At 63.7% G+C, this 19,464-nt stretch carries 17 protein-coding genes and 1 tRNA gene; 9 read left to right on the plus strand and 9 right to left on the minus strand.

What is annotated here, in order from left to right; translation table 11 throughout:
• Positions 1–47 precede the first annotated feature (47 nt).
• From PMI04_RS10155 to PMI04_RS10180, 6 genes are all read right to left on the minus strand, one after another.
• Complete coding sequence (locus PMI04_RS10155) at positions 48–1,382, minus strand: folylpolyglutamate synthase/dihydrofolate synthase family protein (RefSeq protein WP_007705165.1); 1,335 nt, start codon at positions 1,380–1,382, stop codon at positions 48–50.
• 33 nt (positions 1,383–1,415) lie between these two features.
• Positions 1,416–2,264: an acetyl-CoA carboxylase, carboxyltransferase subunit beta gene (gene accD / locus PMI04_RS10160; RefSeq protein ID WP_007705166.1), complete on the minus strand. Its 849-nt coding sequence runs from the start codon at positions 2,262–2,264 to the stop codon at positions 1,416–1,418.
• Complete coding sequence (gene trpA / locus PMI04_RS10165) at positions 2,261–3,079, minus strand: tryptophan synthase subunit alpha (RefSeq protein WP_007705168.1); 819 nt, start codon at positions 3,077–3,079, stop codon at positions 2,261–2,263. Before trpA ends, accD begins: the two co-directional genes overlap by 4 nt.
• Positions 3,080–3,081: 2 nt before the next feature.
• Complete coding sequence (trpB, locus tag PMI04_RS10170; RefSeq protein WP_007705172.1) at positions 3,082–4,335, minus strand: tryptophan synthase subunit beta; 1,254 nt, start codon at positions 4,333–4,335, stop codon at positions 3,082–3,084.
• A 99-nt stretch (positions 4,336–4,434) separates the two neighbouring features.
• Positions 4,435–5,079, minus strand: coding sequence for a phosphoribosylanthranilate isomerase (locus PMI04_RS10175; RefSeq protein ID WP_007705174.1), 645 nt, complete (start codon positions 5,077–5,079; stop codon positions 4,435–4,437).
• A 32-nt stretch (positions 5,080–5,111) separates the two neighbouring features.
• Complete coding sequence (locus tag PMI04_RS10180; protein ID WP_007705176.1) at positions 5,112–5,987, minus strand: lauroyl acyltransferase; 876 nt, start codon at positions 5,985–5,987, stop codon at positions 5,112–5,114.
• A 65-nt stretch (positions 5,988–6,052) separates the two neighbouring features.
• Here PMI04_RS10180 and PMI04_RS10185 point away from each other — a divergent pair, with 65 nt between their 5' ends.
• Positions 6,053–7,168 carry a glycosyltransferase gene (locus PMI04_RS10185; protein WP_007705179.1) on the plus strand — a complete coding sequence of 372 codons (1,116 nt, stop codon included), beginning with the start codon at positions 6,053–6,055 and terminating at the stop codon, positions 7,166–7,168.
• Positions 7,169–7,212: 44 nt separating this feature from the next.
• Here the strand turns inward: PMI04_RS10185 and PMI04_RS10190 are convergent, their stop codons facing one another.
• Both PMI04_RS10190 and gyrA read right to left on the minus strand, forming a co-directional pair.
• Positions 7,213–7,560 carry a DUF952 domain-containing protein gene (locus PMI04_RS10190; protein WP_007705180.1) on the minus strand — a complete coding sequence of 116 codons (348 nt, stop codon included), beginning with the start codon at positions 7,558–7,560 and terminating at the stop codon, positions 7,213–7,215.
• Positions 7,557–10,280, minus strand: coding sequence for a DNA gyrase subunit A (gene gyrA / locus PMI04_RS10195; RefSeq protein ID WP_007705183.1), 2,724 nt, complete (start codon positions 10,278–10,280; stop codon positions 7,557–7,559). The genes PMI04_RS10190 and gyrA overlap by 4 nt, the downstream gene beginning before the upstream one ends.
• 276 nt (positions 10,281–10,556) lie before the next feature.
• Between gyrA and PMI04_RS10200 the strand changes: the two genes are divergently transcribed.
• Positions 10,557–11,828, plus strand: a complete 1,272-nt coding sequence (locus PMI04_RS10200) for a hypothetical protein (protein ID WP_007705189.1) — start codon at positions 10,557–10,559, stop codon at positions 11,826–11,828.
• A gap of 103 nt (positions 11,829–11,931) precedes the next feature.
• Positions 11,932–13,206 (plus strand): tetratricopeptide repeat protein, encoded by a 1,275-nt coding sequence (locus PMI04_RS10205; protein ID WP_086014430.1) that lies wholly within the window; start codon positions 11,932–11,934, stop codon positions 13,204–13,206.
• A gap of 81 nt (positions 13,207–13,287) precedes the next feature.
• On the opposite strand, the gene PMI04_RS10210 is transcribed toward PMI04_RS10205, so the two are convergent.
• A complete protein-coding gene (locus PMI04_RS10210) occupies positions 13,288–13,761 on the minus strand; it encodes an Lrp/AsnC family transcriptional regulator (RefSeq protein WP_007705196.1) in 474 nt (157 codons plus the stop codon).
• Positions 13,762–13,979: 218 nt separating this feature from the next.
• On the opposite strand from PMI04_RS10210, the gene PMI04_RS10215 reads away from it, so the two are divergent.
• The 6 genes from PMI04_RS10215 to PMI04_RS10240 all read left to right on the plus strand — a co-directional run bounded on the left by PMI04_RS10215 (position 13,980) and on the right by PMI04_RS10240 (position 19,030).
• Positions 13,980–15,701, plus strand: coding sequence for a HAMP domain-containing sensor histidine kinase (locus PMI04_RS10215; RefSeq protein ID WP_238535872.1), 1,722 nt, complete (start codon positions 13,980–13,982; stop codon positions 15,699–15,701).
• A gap of 61 nt (positions 15,702–15,762) precedes the next feature.
• Positions 15,763–16,800, plus strand: a complete 1,038-nt coding sequence (locus PMI04_RS10220; protein ID WP_007705202.1) for a polysaccharide deacetylase family protein — start codon at positions 15,763–15,765, stop codon at positions 16,798–16,800.
• Positions 16,801–16,826: 26 nt separating this feature from the next.
• A tRNA-Ile gene (locus tag PMI04_RS10225) sits at positions 16,827–16,902 on the plus strand.
• Between the two features lie 163 nt (positions 16,903–17,065).
• On the plus strand, positions 17,066–17,530 hold the full coding sequence (locus PMI04_RS10230) for an Arm DNA-binding domain-containing protein (protein WP_238535873.1): 465 nt from the start codon (positions 17,066–17,068) through the stop codon (positions 17,528–17,530).
• A gap of 327 nt (positions 17,531–17,857) precedes the next feature.
• Complete coding sequence (locus tag PMI04_RS10235; protein ID WP_283184878.1) at positions 17,858–18,127, plus strand: OB-fold nucleic acid binding domain-containing protein; 270 nt, start codon at positions 17,858–17,860, stop codon at positions 18,125–18,127.
• A gap of 429 nt (positions 18,128–18,556) precedes the next feature.
• Positions 18,557–19,030 (plus strand): autoinducer binding domain-containing protein, encoded by a 474-nt coding sequence (locus tag PMI04_RS10240; protein WP_157178061.1) that lies wholly within the window; start codon positions 18,557–18,559, stop codon positions 19,028–19,030.
• Positions 19,031–19,464: the final 434 nt, after the last annotated feature.

A 19,464-nucleotide genomic window follows, 5' to 3' on the forward strand; every position in this document is an offset into this window, starting at 1 on the left:
TCGGGGACACACAAGCTACGCTATTGCGAGGCATTCGCAAGTCTAAATCAGTCGGGCAATTGTCCGTTCAACCGCAAAATCTCTCCGGCAAGGTAGAGCGAGCCGGCGATCAGCAGGATGGGCGTTGCGTCATCGGCCTGGGCCGCATCCTGGGCGATCGCCGCGATCGCTTGCTCTGGTTCGGCATGGGCCGTGCAGGAGATGCCCCAGCGGGCGGCGATGGCGGCAAAGCGCTCGGGCGGATGATGGTCGTGCCCCGGCACCGGCAGGGCATGGATGTGCGCGATCCGGCCGGCAAAGGGGGCGAGATAGGCATCCATATCCTTGTTGGCCAACATGCCGATGACCAAATGGATCTGGCGACTATGCAGTCGCTCGGCGGTGAAGAAGGCGCTGATCGCCTGGCCAGCGGCCTCATTATGGCCGCCGTCGAGCCAGGCCTCGGCGGCCAGCGGCAGAATGGTCAGCAGCGGGCCGCGGTCGAGCCGTTGCAGCCGGGCGGGCCAATGCGCCCAGAGCGGCGCAGCCTTGAGCGCGGCCTCGCTGACCGGCACAACCTGCTGATGGCGCAACATCGCGATGGCCAGCGCTGCATTCTGGGCCTGGTGCGCGCCGGGCAGGCGGGGCAGGGGGGCGTCGAGACGGCCCTGTTCGTCGCGATAATGGAGCCGGTCACGATAGATGGCGGCGTCCCAGTTGTCGCCCATCGCCAGCCAGCTGGTGCGGGCGCGGGCTACCGCGTCCAGGATCACCGGGAAAAGCGCATCGGGATAGCGCTGGGTCACCAAAGGCGCGCCGGGCTTCGCGATGCCGGCCTTTTCCCCCGCGATGGCGGTCAGGCTGTCGCCCAGAAAAGCCTGATGGTCGATACCAAGCTGCGCGATGCCACAGACGACGGGATCAGTGATGACGTTGGTGGCGTCGAGCCGGCCGCCAAGCCCGACTTCGATGATGCAGGCATCGGCGGGATGTTCGGCAAAGGCCAGGAAGGCAGCGGCGGTCGTCACCTCGAAGAAGCTGGCACCAATTCCCTCCGCGACGTCCAGCACCCGCTCCAGATAGCGGGCGAGCATGGTGTCGCTGATCAACTGGCCTGCGATCCGTATCCGTTCGTTGAAGCGGACCAGATGGGGCGAGGTGAAGACATGGACGGTCTTGCCATCCGCTTCCAGCGCGGCGCGCAGGAAGGCGCAGGTCGACCCCTTGCCGTTGGTACCCGCGACATGGAAGACCGGCGGCAGGCGGCGATGCGGATTGTCCAGCCGCTCCAGCAGTTGCGTGATCCGTTCCAGCCCCAATATGTCGGCGCCCGGCGACAATGACCAGAGCCGGTCAAGCTGCGCCTGGACCTCTGGATCGTCCGAAACGGCGTGATCGGCCATGGCGCGCTGATCCCCCTATCGCGCTATATATGGTCAGGCCGCAGCGCGCGGCGTCAGATAGCCGATCACGCGGGCCAGCGTATCGCGCAGGTCGCTGCGATGGACCACCATGTCGAGCATGCCATGATCCAGCAGATATTCGGCGCGCTGGAAGCCTTCGGGCAGCTTTTCGCGGATCGTGCTTTCAATGACGCGCTGGCCGGCGAAGCCGATCAGGGCATTGGGCTCCGAAATCTGGATGTCGCCCAGCATCGCATAGCTGGCGGTGACGCCGCCGGTGGTCGGATCGGTCAGCACGACAATATAAGGCAGTCCGGCGGCATGTAGCTTCTGGATCGCCACGGTCGAACGCGGCATCTGCATCAGCGAGAGGATGCCCTCCTGCATCCGCGCGCCGCCGGCGGCGGTGAAGATGACATAGGGGCATTTGTGCGCGATCGCATCGTTGACGCCCTGGATGAAGGCCGCGCCCACGCCCATGCCCATCGACCCGCCCATATAGGCGAAATTCTGCACTCCCATGACCAGCGGCACATCGTCGATCGCGCCGCGGGCGTTGATCAGAGCGTCCTGATCGCCGGTCGCGGCGCGGGCAGCCTTGATCCGGTCGGGATAGCGCTTGCTGTCGCGAAACTTGAGCGGATCTTCGGTCACATGTGGGGTCGGCAGCAGGATGAAGCCGGCGTCGAGGATCTGCTCGAAACGCGCATCCGGACCGATCCGGCCATGATGGTCGCAACGCGGGCAGACCGACAGATTTTCTTCCCATTCCTTGATGAAGATCATCTCGGCGCAGGACGGGCATTTGTGCCACAGCGTCTCTGCGGTGGTTTCCTTCTTGGTGAAGGGCAGGGCGTTACGAACGCGGTTGATCCAGCTCATGCTGCGGTCTCCCGGGAGAAAGTGGTAAGGGCGCCGCTGAGCGACGCGACGAAGTCCTGGACGAAGGGGGCGGCGGCATCGCCATGCGATCCGACGATGTCGACGATCGCCGAGCCGACCACCACACCATCGGCAACACGGCCGATGGCGGCGGCCTGTTCGGGCGTGCGGACGCCAAAGCCGACCGCGATCGGCAGGTCGGTGGCGGCCTTCAGCCGATCGACGGCGATTTCGATATTGGCCTGTGCCGCCTGCTGCTTGCCGGTGATGCCGGCGACGGCGACATGATAGAGGAAGCCGCTGGCGCCATTGAGCACGGCGGGCAGGCGGGCCGCATCCGTGGTCGGGGTGGCGAGGCGGACGAGATGGACGCCGACGGCGCGCAGGGCCGGGCCGAGTTCGGCATCTTCCTCCGGGGGGATATCGACGCAGATCACCCCGTCGACGCCGGCGGCCTGGCACTGATCGGCGAACCAGTCGGAACCGCGCACCAGCATCGGATTGGCATAACCCATCAGGATCAGCGGCGTTTCCGGGTGGCGCGCGCGGAAATCGGTGGCCAGCGCGAACACGTCCCTGGTCTTGGTGCCCGAACCGAGGCTGCGCAGATTCGCCAGTTCGATCGCTGGGCCATCGGCCATCGGATCGGTGAAGGGCATGCCCAGTTCGATGATGTCTGCGCCGCCTGCGACCAGCGCATCGAGGATGGCTGGGGTCGCGGCGACGTCCGGATCACCGGCGGTCACGAAGGTGATGAGGGCGGCGCGGCCCTGTGCCTTGCAGGCGGCGAAGCGGGTGGCGAGACGGTCGGTCATGCTCACATCTCCACTCCCAGGGCGTCGGCGACGGTGAAGATGTCCTTGTCTCCTCGGCCCGACAGATTGACGACGATGATCTTGTCTGCGTCCAGCGTCGGCGCGACCTGTTCGGCCGCCGCCACGGCATGGGCGGATTCGAGCGCGGGGATGATGCCTTCGAGGCGGGAAAGGGTCTGGAAGCTGTCCAGCGCCTCATCATCCTTGATCGGCATATAGTTCACCCGGCCGATCTCGTGCAGCCAGCTATGTTCTGGGCCGATGCCGGGATAGTCCAGACCCGCCGAAATGCTGTGCGCTTCGGTGATCTGGCCGTCCTCGTCCTGCAGCAGATAGGTGCGGTTGCCGTGCAATATGCCCGATGCGCCGCCAGCCAGCGATGCGGCATGCTTCTTGTCGAGGCCTTCGCCGGCGGCTTCCACGCCGATCATCGCGACTTCGGGATCGTCCAGGAAGGGGTGGAACATGCCGATGGCGTTGGAGCCGCCGCCGACCGGGGCGATCAGCATGTCGGGCAGGCGGCCTTCGGCTTCCATGATCTGCGAGCGGATTTCCTTGCCGATGATCGACTGGAAATCACGCACCAGCTCCGGATAGGGGTGCGGGCCGGCGGCGGTGCCGATGATGTAGAAGGTGTCATGGACGTTCGACACCCAGTAGCGCAGGGCGTCGTTCATCGAATCCTTGAGCGTCGACGACCCCGAATGGACCGGTATGACTTCCGCGCCGAGCAGCTTCATGCGGAAGACATTGGGCTTCTGCCGCTCGACATCCTTGGCGCCCATGAAGATCTTGCATTCCATGCCGAACAGGGCGGCGACGGTTGCGGTGGCGACGCCATGCTGGCCCGCGCCGGTTTCGGCGATGACCTTCTTCTTGCCCATGCGGCGGGCGAGCAGCGCCTGGCCGATACAATTGTTGATCTTGTGCGCGCCGGTGTGGTTGAGTTCCTCGCGCTTTAGGTAGATCTTGGCGCCCTTGCCCGGTTCCGCCTTGGCGCGCAGCGCCTCGGTCAACCGCTCGGCATAATAAAGCGGGTTGGGGCGGCCGACATAGGAGCGCAGCAGTTCCGCGAACTCGGCGTCGAACGTCGGGTCAGCTTTGGCGGCCTTGTAGACCTGCTCCAGTTCCAGAATCAGCGGCATCAGCGTTTCGGCGACATAGCGGCCACCAAAGGCGCCGAAATGGCCATTATCGTCCGGCTGAGTCCTCAGGCTATTGGGAAGACTGTTGGGCAGGGTGATGGTGTCGGTCATGAATATCTTTCCGGGGACAAATGATGGGCGTTCGCTTCGGTTCAAGAGGAAGCGATCAGCGCCATCGTCCTTCAATGCGCACGGCAGGGGCGTTCAGCGTCAACATGCGGACACCGCTTTGCAGAAGGCCATGATCTTGTCCACACTCTTGATGCCGGGGGCATCCTCGACGCCGGATGAAACGTCGATCAGCGGCGTGCCGGTCAGGCGGATCGCCTCGCAGACATTGCCGATGCCAAGGCCACCCGACAGGCCCCAGGGCGTCGGGATCGCAAGACCGCGCAGCAAGGTCCAGTCGAAGCGCAGGCCCATGCCGCCGGGCAGCGCGGCGCCATCGGGCGTCTTCGCGTCGAACAGCAACCGGTCGACCGTGCCGGCATAGGCATGGGCGGCGTCGATGTCGGCGCGGGTCTTGACCGAAATCGCCTTCCAAACCGGCAGACCGAAACGTTGGCGGATGGTGGCGACGCGCTCCGGACTTTCCTTACCGTGCAACTGCAATGCAGTGATGCCTCCGGTACCGGTCAGGCGGGCCAGTTGCTCATCATCGGCATCGACCACGACGGCGACGCGTTCGACATGGGCGGGGACGGCGACGGCGAGCGCGCGCATCTGGTCCGGTTCGACATGGCGCGGGCTTTTGGGAAAATGGACGAAGCCGACATGGCTTGCGCCCGCATGCACGGCGGCGCCCACCGTCTCCGGCGTCGACAGGCCACAGATCTTGGTCGCGATTCGGGACATGGGCGGGCCTTTAAACCGTAAGGGCAGGGAAGTCACATCGTCGCGGGGAAAGGCGCATGGCCTTCGCGGGTCAGGTCCATGTCGTGCAGCGCCAGCCATTCGTCTGCATGGGCAATGCAGGCCTGGCCGAGAAAGGCGTCGGCGGTTGCGATGATCGCCTTGTCATCTAGGGTCGCCGGGTCGAGTGGAGGGTGCCAGTGGAGGTCGAAGCGGGCGCCCGATGTCCGGGCAAGATAGAAAGGCGTGAGGCAGGCCCCGGTCTTGCGCGCCAGCCGCAGGGCGATCGACAGATTGCCCGACGGTGGCAACGGCCGGCCGAAGCGTGGAAACCAGACTTGCTGCTCGCGTCGCTCATCGACCAGGATGTAGAGCATCGCCCGGTCCTTGGCTAAATGGCGCATGATCTCGCGCGCGGCGCCGCCGCTGCCGGTGATCGCTTCCCCCATATAGCTTTGCCGCGCGCGCTTGAGCTGCGCGGCCACGCGGGGATCCTCAGGCGGATCGTAGACGCCCAGCGGCGGCCGGTCGGTCGCATGCTTGAGATGCGCCGCCATCAGATCCCAATTGCCCATATGCGTGGTGAGGAAGATCATCGGCCCGGGCATATCCAGCACCGTCCGATAGCCGGCGGCATCGATCACATGGACATGGCGGGGGCTCACCAGCCGGTCGATATTGGCCAACTCGGCCAGCGTTCGACCGATATTGAACCAGCGCCGAGTCAGGATGTCCTCCCGCGCCGTTTCCGACAGGTCGGGCCGCAACAGCGCCAGATTGGCGCGGGCGCGGGCATCGCGCAGCTTCATCCTGGGGCGGGCAAGCCGCACCGACAGCCAGCCGCCCAGCCAGGAAGCGACGCCGGCTGGCAGGAGGCGGAGCAGGGTGAAGAGAAAGGGGTTGGAGAGCATGGTCCTGCCCGTCATACAGGAGCCGTTGAGGCGGTAAAGAGCCGCGAAGGGGGCTGGTGGTGACGATGATGCTGGCGCTGTGGCTGCTGCTCCAGGCACTGAGCCTGCTGGGCGTGGTCAATTATTGGCGGCATCTGCCGGTGGACCGGCAGGAGGAGGCGCCGGACGGCGCGGTGATGATCCTGTCGGTGCGTGATGACTGGGAAGGTGACAGCGACCTTGTCACCCGCCTGAAGGCACAGAGTGCGCCTTTTCGTCTGCTGCTGGCTACCTCCGGGACGTGCGCGGCGGCGGAGGCGCTGGCGGCGTCCGACCCGGACTGGGTGCAGATCGCGCGGGCGGGCGTGGCGAGCGACGAGGGGCAGAAGGTCCACAAGTTGCGGGCGGCGCTGGCGGCGCTGCGTGACACCGATCGATATCTGATCTTCATCGACGCGGATATCGAACCGCCGGCGCGGCTGGTCGGGCGGCTGCTCTTTCCGCTGGCGCGGGACAAGGCGGATATGGTGACAGGCTATCGCCTGCTGCTGCCGGCCGGGGCTGGCATGCCGGCACTGGTCGGCGCGGTCGAATTACAACTGGCGACGCTGCCGCGCGCGGCCAGTTCGACCATGCCCTGGGGTGGAGCGATGGCGATGACGCGGGCAGCGGCCGAGCGGATCGACATCGATGCGGCGCTGGCCGGGCGCCTGTCCGACGACATGGCGATCGGGCTGGCTGGCTGGCGCGCCAAGCTGCGGATGCGGCCGGTGCGCGACCTGCTGGTGGCGAGCCCGCTGGACGGAAATATCGGCGCGCTCTGGGCTTTTGGCGTGCGCCAATATCGCCATATCATCACCAACAGCCCGCGCATGTGGGCGGTGGCGACTGGCGCGGTCGCGCTGCAATCGGGTTTCTGGCTCTGGGCGCTGGGCTGGGGCGGCTGGCCGGCGATCGTGATCGGCTATGGCGCGGCCTGGGGCCGGGCGGCGGCGCGGCGGCGGATATTGGGCGCTGTGCTGGAACCGGCGCAGGCAGCGCGTGCGCGGCGATCGCTCTGCTGGGATATGGTGACGCCCTTTGCCGTCTGCTGGGCGCATTTGGCAGTCCAGCTCCAGGCCTCACTTTCCAACCGCATCCGCTGGGGCGGCTGGACCTATCGCGTCGTGCGCGGCCGGGTGGTGGAGATGGAGCGGGGGTAGTTCCATTCCTCCCCGAGACTGGCTCGGGAAGGAATGGGAATGGCTCAGAACCCGGCTGGAAACAGGTGGTTGCCGGCGTCGTCGAGGCGCAGGATCACCTTGCCGGCGACGGCGCCGATCGGCAGGTCGCCATAGAGATGGGGGAAGAGCGCGCCGCCGCGCGACACTTCCCATTTGATCGCCTCGCCAAAGGGGGCGAGGTCGATCATCAGCATGACCAGCCGATCCAGTCCCGCGAAATGCTTGGCCGCCGTCTCGGCCGCCTGATCGCGGGTGGACATGTGGATATAGCCGTCCTGCAGGTCGATCGGCGCGCCCTTGAACACGCCGTCGGCCTTGAACTGGTCATATTGTTCGGCGGTCAGTATCTTGTAGGCGAAAAGCTCGCTCACGCCTCGCCACCCTCGCTGCCGGCTTCCGGTGTCGCCTCGACGTCGCCGTCAGCCGGGACTTCGACATTGTCATCTTCGCTGTCCTCGATCCGCGCGGTAGAGACGACATGCTCGTCCTTGGCGACGTTGAACAGGCGCACGCCGGCCGAGTTGCGGCCAATGACGCGCATCGACGACAGGCCCATGCGGATCAGCTTGGCCTGATCGGTGACCAGCATCAGATGATCCTCCAGCGCGACCGGGAAGCTGCCGACGACCAGGCCGTTGCGGGCGATATTGTCGATATTGGTGATGCCCTGGCCACCGCGACCGGTGCGACGATAGTCATAGGCCGAACTGATCTTGCCATAGCCATTGGCGCAGACGGTCAGGATGAACTGTTCCGCTTGCGCAAAGGCGGCCATGCGTTCGGCGATATTGATCGCCGGGGTTGCCTCATTCTCCTTCCAGGGCGCCGCGCGCAGATAATCGTCGCGCTCCTCGGTGGTCGCGTCGAAGCCCTTGAGGATCGAGAGCGAGATGACCTCGTCGCCGTCCTTCAGGGTCATGCCGCGCACGCCGGTCGAGGTGCGGCTCTGGAACTCGCGCACGTCGGTGGCGGCGAAGCGGATCGCGCGGCCCTGGCGGGTGGCGAGCAGCACGTCATCCTCTTCGGTCAGCAGGGCGACGCCGATCAGGCGATCGTCGCTGCCTTCGTCGAAGCGCATGGCGAGCTTGCCGTTGCTGGGCACATTGGCGAAGGCGTCCATGCTGTTGCGGCGCACGGTGCCGTTCGCGGTGGCGAACATGACGTGCAGTTCCTTCCAGCTGTCCTCATCCTCGGGCAGCGGCAACACGGTGCGGATGGTTTCGCCCGGTGCCAGCGGCAGCAGGTTGACCATCGGCCGGCCGCGGGTGGCGGGGCCACCCTCGGGCAGGCGCCACACCTTCATGCGATAGACCTTGCCGGCGGTCGAGAAGAACAGCACCGGCGTATGGGTCGACGTCACGAACAGTTCGGTGACGGCATCCTCATCCTTGGTCGCCATGCCCGAACGGCCCTTGCCGCCACGGCCCTGGGCGCGGAAGCTTTCGAGCGGGGTGCGCTTGATATAGCCCTGCACGGTGACGGTGACGACCATCTCCTCGCGCTCGATCAAATCCTCGTCGTCGATGCCGTCGGCGGCCGGAGCGATGACCGACACGCGCGGCGTGGCGAATTCGCTTTCGATCGTCTCGAACTCTTCGCGCATCACGGCGTAGAGCTTCACCCGGTCGCCCAGGATGGCGAGATATTCGGCGATCGCTTCGGCCAGCTCGGCCAGTTCCTTGCCGATTTCGTCGCGGCCGAGCGCGGTCAGGCGATGCAGGCGCAGGTCGAGAATGGCGCGGACCTGGACGTCGCTAAGCTTGTAGCTTTCGCCGGTGACTTCGGTCTCGATCGCTTCGACCAGGCGCAGATAGGGCGCGATCTCGCCGATCGGCCATTCGCGTGCCAGCAGCGATTCGCGGGCGGCCGCCGGGCTGGCCGAACCGCGGATGATCTTCACCACCTCGTCGAGATTGGTGACCGCGACGACCAGGCCGAGCAAGATATGGGCGCGGTCGCGCGCCTTGTTGAGCTCGAACTTGGTGCGGCGGGTGATCACCTCCTCGCGGAACTTGACGAACGCCTCGATGATTTCGCGCAGGCCGAGCAGTTCCGGGCGGCCGCCACGGATCGCCAGCATGTTGGCGGGGAAGCTCGACTGTGCCGGGGTGTTGCGCCACAGCTGGTTGAGGACGACGTCCGGGGTGGCGTCGCGCTTCAGGTCCATGACGATGCGCACGCCTTCGCGGCTCGATTCGTCACGAATGTCGCTGATGCCCTCGATCCGCTTGTCCTTGGCGGCTTCGGCGATCTTCTCGACCAGGCCGTTCTTGCCGACCTGATAGGGGATGGAGGTGAGGACGATCGAGCGGCGGTCGCCGCGTCCTTCCTCTACCTCGTGCCGGGCGCGCATCAGGATCGAGCCGCGACCGGTATGATAGGCGCTGCGCGCGCCCGACTGGCCCAGGATCAGCGGCGCGGTCGGGAAATCGGGGCCGGGGACGATCTGGATCAGTTCGTCGGTCGAGATCGCCGGATTCTCGATATAGGCGAGGCAGGCGCGCAGCACTTCACCCAGATTGTGCGGCGGGATGTTGGTCGCCATGCCGACCGCGATGCCGCCGGCGCCGTTGACCAGCAGGTTGGGGAAGCGGGCCGGCAGCACCTGCGGCTCGCTTTCCGACGCGTCATAGTTGGGCGTGAAATCGACGGTATCCTTGTCGAGATCCTCCAGCAGCGCGGTCGCGACCTTGGCCAGGCGCGCTTCGGTGTATCGCATGGCGGCTGGCGGATCGGGATCCATCGAGCCGAAGTTTCCCTGGCCGTCGATCAGCGGCACGCGCATCGACCAGTCCTGGGTCATGCGGGCCAAGGCGTCATAGATCGAGCTGTCGCCATGGGGGTGATATTTACCCATGACTTCACCGACCAGACGGGCGGACTTGCGATAGGGGCGATTGTAGACGAAGCCCGATTCCTGGGCCGAGAAGAGAATGCGGCGATGCACCGGCTTCAGGCCGTCGCGCACGTCCGGCAGGGCGCGGGCGACGATGACGGACATGGCATAGTCGAGATAGCTCGACTTCATCTCGTCAACGATGCTGACGGGGCTGATGTCCGAAGGGTCGGCGAGGACGGTCTCGTCGGTCAATGCGATTCTCTTTTTGGATGGGTGTGATGTGCTGCCACCGCACTAGCCGAGCGAAACAATCCTGTCACCCCTCGCGCGTACGCGCGCGCTCGCACGTGCAGCCAAGGCGGTAATCGGCGGGGCGGCGAAAAGCGGAACGAACGCGCAGCATGACAGTTGCAAAATACGCCGATATAGGCTTGTTCAAAGCCCGTTCACGCGCCGCCCCCTAATCGGCGCACAACCCGGATGTCGCCTGTGGTCCCGGCTGTCAGGCACGAAAAGGAGATGAGGATCATGCGTTTTGTTACCCCGCTGTCGCTCGCGCTGGCTCTGGCGCTGACCGGCGGCGCCGTTTCGGCTCCCGCCTCCGCCGCGAAGAAGGAAGAAAAGCAGGCCGGCCCCAAGCTGAACATTTCGCCCGAAGTGCTGAAGTCGCTGCAGGCCGCGCAGAAGGCTGCCGAAGCCCAGGACTTCGCCGGTGCCAAGGCGGCTTTGGCCGAAGCCGACAGCAAGGCTGCGTCGAATGATGACAAATATCAGATCGGCGCCATCAAGTTGAACACCTCGATTGCTGCCAAGGATACGGCGATGCAGAGCGAGGCGCTGGCCCAGATGCTCGACAGTGGATTGACCCCGCCTGAGCAGGCCGGGCAGTTCAATGCCGTGGCGGCCGATCAGGCGCTCGCTGCCAAGGATTATGATCTTGCGATCAAGCGTGCCCAGGCTGCGCTGGCGGTGAACTACAAGCCGGAATCGGTCAACCCGACCCTGGCGCAGGCCTATTTCGGCAAGGCCGGTACGGCCAACGCATCGGCTGAACCGGCGCGTGGCCTGAACCAGCAGGGGTTGGCTGCGCTCAAGGCGGCGGCAGACGCGACCAAGGCTTCGGGCCAGGCAGTGCCCGCCCAATGGTATCAGATCGGTGTCAGCCGGGCTGCCGCCGCGCGTCTGCCTGAAGTGACCGAATGGGCGAAGCTGGCCTATACCGCCAATCCGAGCGGTGAAAATCTGCGTACCCTGATCCGGCTGTTCCAGCAGGCCAATCCGAACATCACCAACCGCGAAAATCTCGACGTATTGCGCCTGATGGCAGCATCGGGCGGGCTGGTCGTCGCGGCCGACTTCACGGAATATGCCGAAATGGCGTCGAAGACCGGCATTTATGGCGAGGTCAAGTCGGCGATCGACGCAGGGCGCAGCAAGGGTGTCCTGAACGCGAGCCAGGGCGGCGAAACCTATCAGGCGGCTGTCGGCAAGATTCCGGGTGACAAGGCGTCGCTGGCGTCGGCGGAAGCAGACGCGGCAAAGGCTGCCAATGGCAAGATCGCTGCGGCAACGGCCGATGCCTATATGGGCTATGGTGATTATGCCAAGGCATCGAAGATGTTCGAGCTGGCCAAGCAGAAGGGCGGGGTGGATGCCGACGAAATCAATACCCGCATGGGCATCGCCAAGGCGCTGGGTGGTGATGTGGCATCGGCCAAGACTGCGCTCCAGTCGGTTCAGGGCGGCGCACGCAAGCAGATCGCGGATCTGTGGCTGACCTATCTGGCTACCAAGGGCTGATTGGAACGACGCGCCGCCGGCTGGTCCGGCGGCGCGTATTCATTGTGACGACATGACCGGTCGCGGGGCCGGGGATATTATTCGGGGGAGGCCTGTCATGGCCATGCGACGCGTTTCTATTCTGACTTTCGGCCTGCCGGTGGCATTGGCCGGTGCCATGTTGCTGGCGGGGCCGGCGTCCGCAAAGAAGAAGATCGTGGTGGCTGGCCCACCGATCCAGATGTCTGATGCCTTCCGGGCGGATGTCCAGGCTGCCGAAGCTGCGATCAAGGCACGCGACGCATCGACCGCAAATCTGCGGATCGCGACGCTCAGCCCGACAACGGACTTCGAGGCCTATGTGGCCGCGGGCCTGCGGTTCGAGACTGCCGTATTGCGGCGTGACGTCCAGGCGCAGCGCATCGCGCTGACCGACATGTTCAAGACCAGTTCGGTTCCCAAGACGGATGCGCCGCGCCTGCGCTTTGTGGCTGCCTATCTGTCCTATACCGTTGGCAATTATGCTGATGCGGTTGCCCAATTGGATTATGCCAAGACGCTCGGTTATGATGGTCTCGACGCCACCATGCTGCGGGCCGACATTGCGATGCGCAAGGGCAAGCCCAAGGATGCGCGCCCCTTCGTCCAGGAAGCGCTGGCGCGTCAGAAGGCGTCCGGCCAGCCAATTCCGGCAGCCTGGTATGACCGGGCCATTTCCATGGCGTATCAGGCGGGTGACTGGAACGAGGTCAGCAGCCTGTATCGCGAAAGGCTGGAAACCTATCCCTCGACGCCGGAATGGCGTTCGGCGCTGATCAATTATCTGGCGGGGCAGGAGAATGACGCCCAGGTCCAGCTCGACCTGTATCGTCTGCAGGCCGCAAATGGGGCCATGGCCAGCGAGCGCGATTATCAGGCCTATGCCCAGCTTGCGGAAAAGACCGGCAATTTCGCCGAGGCCAAGGCGATCATCGAAGCCGGTCGCGCTGCGGGCAAGCTGACGACGACCCAGGCGACCACGGCGCAACTGCTCAAGGCGGTGACGCCCAAGGCGACCAAGGATATCGCGGCGATGCCAGCGCTGGCCAAGAAGGCGGCTGCTGCAAAGGATGGCAAGGCTGCGCTCGACGCGGCCGATGCCTATTTTTCGCTGGGTCAGTATCCGCAGGCGGTGGAGCAGTATCGCGCGGCGCTCAGCAAGGGCGGGGTCGATGAAGGTCGGGCCAATGCACGATTGGGCATCGCCATGGCCCGGTCCGGCGATCTGACGGGGGCCAAGACGACATTGGCCCAGGTAAATAGCGGAGGCTGGAGCAATGTTGCCGGCTTCTGGTCGGTCTGGGTCGATCTCCAGAACCGCAAGTCGGCGCAGCAGAACGCGGCGCCGACTGCCGGCTGATGAACAAAACGGCCGGATCCCGATGGGACCGGCCGTTTTTTCACCCACAAGGGGGCACATTGGCCATGATGGCTCGGGCCGTCAGACCGGCAGGGGCACGCCCGGGACATTTTTCGACGTCCGGATGGTGAGCGATGTCTTGACGCTCACCACATTGGGGGCGGGTGTCAGCTTCGACGTCAGAAACTGCTGGAAGCTCTGCAGGTCGCGCGCGACCACCTTCAGGATGAAATCGATCTCGCCGTTCAGCATGTGGCACTCGCGGACTTCGGGCAGCGCTGCGACATGGTCCTGAAACGCCTTCAGGTCTGCTTCGGCCTGGCTCTTGAGGCTGACCATCGCGAAAACCGTGATGGTATAGCCCAGCATGGCCGGATCCACGACGGCATGATAGGCCGTGATTGCACCCGCCTCCTCCAGGGCGCGCACGCGGCGCAGGCAAGGCGGAGCGGTCAGCCCGACTTTCCTTGCCAGTTCCACATTCGTCATCCTGCCGTCCTGCTGCAATTCGCCCAGGATCTGCAGGTCGATGTCGTCGATATTAGGCCCCGCCATTAGATTGATTATTTCCTTACCTGTTACGCCCGGCGTATCATAATAATGTTTCAGAGCAATGCAATTGTCCCACTATGCGACGATCCGATTGTGCGCGGGACTAGGCCCTTTCCCTTTAGGAGAGGAGGGCTTATCGGTAAGGAATATCGGTCCGCCGGTGGGGATGATGTTCACGCCTGGCGCGCAAATGGGGACTGTAGTTGCGTTTCAACGATATCATGCAGACAGTGCTCGCGGCAGAAAATCGCGGCGGCCTGGGCGCAGTGACGCTATGGCGTCAGTGCGTCGATCTGCTGGCGCAGCATGACCGCTATGATCGCCCGCCGATGATGGAGGCGGACCGCGATGCGTTGCTCGACCGGCTCGACAGTCTTCGTGGGCGGGTCTCGGAAGTTCAACGAATCGCGACCGTGGTGGAATTGGGGGGGCGGCTGCGTTCGCCCAGCCTGATCCGCTTCTTTGCCAATGATCGTCCCTCGATCGCAGCGGCGGCCATGGCGCGCGCGCAGTTGGCGGACACGCTGTGGGCGCAATTGCTGCCGCAACTGACGCCGACGGCCCGTGGCGTGTTGCGTGGTCGTCGCGACATGGGCGCGGAAACCCGGCATGGGCTGGAGGCATTTGGCCCCGCAGACCTGGTGTTGACGGTGGCGGCCCCGGTGCAGGGCACATATCCGCTGCCGGCGGCGGACATCGCGACATCCGCGATCGTGGAAGCGCCCGCACTATTGCCTATGGCCCGGGACAGGGCGGATGCGGCGCCGACGCACGGCGTGGTGGACCAGGGACAAGATCAGATCCGCAATCTGGTGGATCGCATTGCGCGGTTCACCAGTACGCGCCGTCCCACCGATGCGACCGACGACGTCGCGCCCGCCCGGGCGACGGAGGCGCGCGCCTTCGCATTTGAAACGGATGCCGCCGGCTTGCTGGTCTGGGTCGATCAGGGGCCGCGCGCCGCGCTGGTCGGATTGTCGTTGGGGGAAATGCCGTTGGAAGGGGCCAGTGGTCCCGACGGCCATGTCGCCGGTGCCTTCCAGCGGCGCAGTGGTTTCCAAAATGGACGCTTCACGATTGTCGGTGGGGCGATGGAGGGCGAATGGCGGCTTTCCGCGACGCCGTTCTTTGACCCCCGATCGGGGCGGTTCCAGGGCTATCGCGGACAGGCACGACGGCCTTATTTGCATGAAGTGGCTGCGACGCCGCCGGCAGGGCCAGTCACCATTGCGGGGCTTTCGGCCGATTCCCTGCGCCAGCTGGTGCATGAACTGCGGACCCCCTTGAATGCCATCTTGGGCTTTGCGGAAATTATCGAGCAGGAACTTTTCGGGGCGGCCGGTCCGGAATATCGGGAGATGGCAGGAAATATCGCGGTTGATGCCCGACATCTTCTGGCCGCATTCGACGATCTCGATCTAGCGGCCAAGGTGTCGCGCGGTGATGCGGGCGGCGCGCTGCAGGCGATTGATCCTGCCCTGCTGGTCATGCAGGTTGCAGCGCGATTTCGTGACCAGGGGGGCGATGCCGGCACGCCGATCGATATCGTCATCGCGCCCGACCTGCCGCAGGTCAGTATCGATCCCGTTCAGGGTGAACGCATGATCCAGCATCTGCTGCGCACGCTGATCTCTGTGGCGCCGGTCGGCGAAGCGGTTACCGGGGCCTGCTGGTTCCAGCCGGACGGGGGGGGCGGCCGCGTGGTGCTGTCGATCGATCGGCCTTCGACGCTGGCCGGGATGGAGGAAGCCCATCTGCTTGATCCGGGCTATACGCCCGATGGCGACTGGGCCGACGGGCCGCTGCTGGGCCTGGGCTTTTCATTGCGGCTGATCCGCAGTCTTGCCGCAGGGTGCGGTGGCAGCCTGGATATCGAGGCGGGGCGGGTCATGCTGGTAATCCCGGCGCAGGTGCGGCAGGAAGATGCGGCGGGGAACGCCTGACGCGGAATGGCGCGCGGGCGGGGGAAACGCTATCGCAACCATTCTGTGCCAGGGAAGAGAGATGCAGCCTTCCTTCCATGACGGCAATCTGCTTCGGGCGCCCTTGCCAGAGGACATGATTGCGCTCGATCCCGCCTTCGGTACCCGGTTCATGCTGTTCGTGGATACCGAGGAGGAGTTTGATTGGAACGCGCCGTTCAGCCGTCAGGCGCAGGGTGTGACTGCGCTGGCGGGCATGGCGCGCGGGCAGGCCTATTTTGCCGCCGCCGGGGTCAAGCCGATCTATGTCACCGACTATCCGGTAGTCGAAAATGATGCCGCTGCGGCGATGATGGCGGAATGGGTCGATGCCGACGCGGCGGATATCGGGGCGCATCTGCATCCTTGGGTCAATCCGCCCCATGTGGAAGAGGTGTCGGCGCCGAACAGCTATGTCGGCTTTCTTCCCGAAGCGGTCGAGGCGGCAAAGCTGGAAGCGCTTGCGCGACGGATCGCCGATCGTTTTGGCCAGCGGCCTACGGTCTATCGCGCCGGTCGCTACGGTGTTGGCATGAACAGTGCGCGGCTGCTCGAAGCGGCCGGGTTTCGGCTCGATACGTCGGTTCGCAGCCGATTCGACTATAGCGACCAATATGGGCCCGATTTTCATGGCCTGCCGCAGAACCCCTATTGGGCCGGGCCGAACAGATCCCTGATGGAATTGCCGCTTTCGACCGCGATTACCGGGCTGTTGCGGGCTGGGGGCGAGCGCTTCTATCGCGCGACCCGGACGATCGGGCCGCTGGCGGGAATGCTCGCGCGCGCACGCATGCTTGCGCGCGTTCCCCTGACGCCTGAGGGCATTTCGGCACAGGAGGCAATGGCGGCGATCGACGCGTTGATGGAGGAGGGGGTTCGCGTCCTCAATTTCAGCTTTCACTCGCCCACATTGGAGCCGGGCCATACGCCCTATGTGCGCGAGGAACGGGATCGGACGGCCTTTTATGCGTGGTGGGACGCGGTCCTTAACCATCTGGCACGACGCGGGGTCAGGGCCGCCACATTGGATGCGCTGTTTGACGCAGTTCCGGTGCGTGTGGAGGCTTGCAAAGCGGCCTGATGCTGCCTATCCCGCGACCCGGGGTGGGGCCTGTAGCTCAATGGTTAGAGCTGGCCGCTCATAACGGCTAGGTTGCGGGTTCGAGTCCTGCCAGGCCCACCAAATATTGCTTCCAGAACAGCTCATGTGGTATGGATAAATCCTTGTAAAGCAAGGAGTTGTCGAGCCATGATGGTCCAAAACAGTTCTTAACAGATCAGGTCGGTTCACCGAATCTGGGGGCGAAATTGGGGGTAGAGCGCGCCGAATTGGGGGCTAAATTCCCATGCCGCTTACCATTAATGACATAAAAAACGCCAAGCCTGCTCGCAGCGATTACAAGCTCGCTGATTCCGGAGGGCTTTATCTTCTCGTATCGAAGGCTGGGGGTAAGACCTGGCGCTTCAAATATCGCGTGGGGATCGTTGAAAAGGCCATCACGCTTGGACGCTACCCGGAACTGGGATTAGTCGCTGCGCGAGATGCTCATCATGAGGCCAGGAAGTTACTGGCCGAAGGAAAAGACCCAGCGATAGAGAAAAAAAGGTCAAGCTCGCCAAGGCTGAGGCCTCTAAAGCCACATTCAGGAAACTGGGCAATGAGTGGCTCCTGGATCAAGAGCCCATATGGTCTGTGTCGAACTTCAAACGGGTTCGACATCGTCTCGAGCGCGATCTCTATCCGCTATTTGGCAACATGCCTGTCGGGCAGATCGAGAGTGCAGCCATCCTGCGTGCCCTACGCCGCATAGAAGCGCGTGGATCGATCGAGACCGCCAAGCGGGTGCGTGGCTATATCAAATGCATTTTCCGCCGGGCAAAGGCTGAGGGCTATGTCGATCATCCGATCCTGCTGGAAATCGACGAGATCAAGGATGCTCTCAAGCCAGCTAGGAGAGGAGCGAGGCAACCTGCGTTGACCGAACTGCCCGAACTGCTGGAGCTCCAAAATTGCGTGGACAGATCGACGTCCAATCTACTGGTCAAACTTGCCTCTCGCCTGCTTTCCCTGACCCTTGTGCGGGTGGGACGTGGCTGGCGTGGTCCTAGTTCGGCAGCGGCCAGGCTCTGCCAAAGGCGTGCTGTTCGTCACGATCGAGGACGAAACCGGGGTGGCGCAAGGGATACTCTGGCCCGACCGTTTCGAAATCTACCGGAGGCAGGTGATGTCCGCTTCAATGATCAGCATGCGGGGGCGGCTTCAGAAGGAAGGGGAGGTCATCCACATCATCTGCGATCGGATCATCGATCAGGATGACATGTTGCGCTCAATTGGCACAACGGACGTTCGTCTGGCCACCGGGTGGGGGATGGTGCAAAGCATGGAGCCGGTCCGGACCCGCGCGTAAAGTTGTCGCTACCCAATAGGGCGCTGGCGTCAGCGCCGTTCGATCAGGTCAGGGATTGAGAGGATTTGGTCCGCATCCGTAGCCATGACTTTCATTGAGCTTCTGACCGTCAAGAGGCGGTCGGCAATACTTAGGTATAACTAGATCGGATGCAAAATGAATTGAATTTCCGATGCTACGCCGTTCTAATGGTTCGCTATTCGAACCTGCTTGAAGGATAAATATCCGGCGCAGGAGAGGTGCCAAAGGCCGGAAGGGACTGTCAAAATGCCCACGGCTTCGGGAAAAGTAATACTCAAATAGAGAGGTTCGAGAATTGTGCCGACCCAGTCGGCCTCGGAAGCCGGCGCCGTGTTTGGCAGCCCTCATTTGGACCGCCTCAGAGCGGTGAATTGGCCATCGCTGGCCAGATTGAGGGAGTGCGACATCATGGACAAGCCTTTTTGGAACCTGATCGATCGGATCAGAGCCGCTTCGGACGATGGCGAACTCTTTAACCTGCTCGATGAAGGAACCCATTTCATCGGCTTTACCCAATTTGCCATGGGTCATCACGTTGATCTGAACCAACCACCTGAGGCGGCGATCAGGCTCACCAATTACAATCCGGCGTGGGTCTCAGAATCAATCGGAAGAAAATATTACCGGGACGATCCCGTCCATCGCGCAAGCGTGCTCGATAACGCGCCTTTCGCGTGGGATGATCTCAAGCACATGCTCAATCTGACGTCCAAGCAGAGCAACATACTGCGTCTGCAATGTGTTCGATGCTTGGCCGCTCTCCATTCATCTGACGCTGCCATAATCGCGCGCTTGTTTGGATATCGTTGGCTCGCTGAAGACTTATACCTGTGTCTCGCTCCCCGCGATGCGCCGCAAAGTGGCCGATCTCTTGCACGCTAGCTCGCCCAGGTTTGGCCAAGCGCAAGTCAGCGAACAGCCGATCAAGGTCGGTTACACGCCGTTCGCCCCGCAATAGCCGTGCCACTCTGCGCTTATGGTCTTCGTTGAGCATAGTTCCTGATTGATCAAAATATGCTAATTATCAAGGCCATGCTATGATGTTTCATTTAGGATGTCATCTGTGGTCGCCGTTGGAACCGCAAGTCGGACACCGCAATTCTTGCGGCGCGCTACTGATGTCAGCAGAGGCCGGCGTATTGCTGGCCACGAAGCGGTTGTCCCGTCTCAGGAGGGACAAGATTTTCGCGGTCGTTCCCGATCTAGGATCTGTCGGGGTGGTTGGTGTATCAAAGACGCGGTCGCTCCTCCAGATCCTCGAGCCGGCCATTCGTCCCAGCTGCCGCGCTGAGGTCGACCCTTATTGGTCACTCATT

This window comes from Sphingobium sp. AP49, assembly GCF_000281715.2.
Classification (GTDB): Bacteria; Pseudomonadota; Alphaproteobacteria; order Sphingomonadales; family Sphingomonadaceae; genus Sphingobium.

Excerpts from the sequence above, each read along its gene's own strand:
- PMI04_RS10155 (WP_007705165.1), bottom strand. The coding sequence starts at position 1,382 with ATGGCCGATCACGCCGTTTCGGACGATCCAGAGGTCCAGGCGCAGCTT.
- accD (WP_007705166.1), bottom strand. The coding sequence starts at position 2,264 with ATGAGCTGGATCAACCGCGTTCGTAACGCCCTGCCCTTCACCAAGAAG.
- trpA (WP_007705168.1), bottom strand. The coding sequence starts at position 3,079 with ATGACCGACCGTCTCGCCACCCGCTTCGCCGCCTGCAAGGCACAGGGC.
- trpB (WP_007705172.1), bottom strand. The coding sequence starts at position 4,335 with ATGACCGACACCATCACCCTGCCCAACAGTCTTCCCAATAGCCTGAGG.
- PMI04_RS10175 (WP_007705174.1), bottom strand. The coding sequence starts at position 5,079 with ATGTCCCGAATCGCGACCAAGATCTGTGGCCTGTCGACGCCGGAGACG.
- PMI04_RS10180 (WP_007705176.1), bottom strand. The coding sequence starts at position 5,987 with ATGCTCTCCAACCCCTTTCTCTTCACCCTGCTCCGCCTCCTGCCAGCC.
- PMI04_RS10185 (WP_007705179.1), top strand. The coding sequence starts at position 6,053 with ATGATGCTGGCGCTGTGGCTGCTGCTCCAGGCACTGAGCCTGCTGGGC.
- PMI04_RS10200 (WP_007705189.1), top strand. The coding sequence starts at position 10,557 with ATGCGTTTTGTTACCCCGCTGTCGCTCGCGCTGGCTCTGGCGCTGACC.
- PMI04_RS10205 (WP_086014430.1), top strand. The coding sequence starts at position 11,932 with ATGCGACGCGTTTCTATTCTGACTTTCGGCCTGCCGGTGGCATTGGCC.
- PMI04_RS10210 (WP_007705196.1), bottom strand. The coding sequence starts at position 13,761 with ATGGCGGGGCCTAATATCGACGACATCGACCTGCAGATCCTGGGCGAA.
- PMI04_RS10215 (WP_238535872.1), top strand. The coding sequence starts at position 13,980 with ATGCAGACAGTGCTCGCGGCAGAAAATCGCGGCGGCCTGGGCGCAGTG.
- PMI04_RS10220 (WP_007705202.1), top strand. The coding sequence starts at position 15,763 with ATGCAGCCTTCCTTCCATGACGGCAATCTGCTTCGGGCGCCCTTGCCA.
- PMI04_RS10230 (WP_238535873.1), top strand. The coding sequence starts at position 17,066 with ATGCCGCTTACCATTAATGACATAAAAAACGCCAAGCCTGCTCGCAGC.
- PMI04_RS10240 (WP_157178061.1), top strand. The coding sequence starts at position 18,557 with ATGGACAAGCCTTTTTGGAACCTGATCGATCGGATCAGAGCCGCTTCG.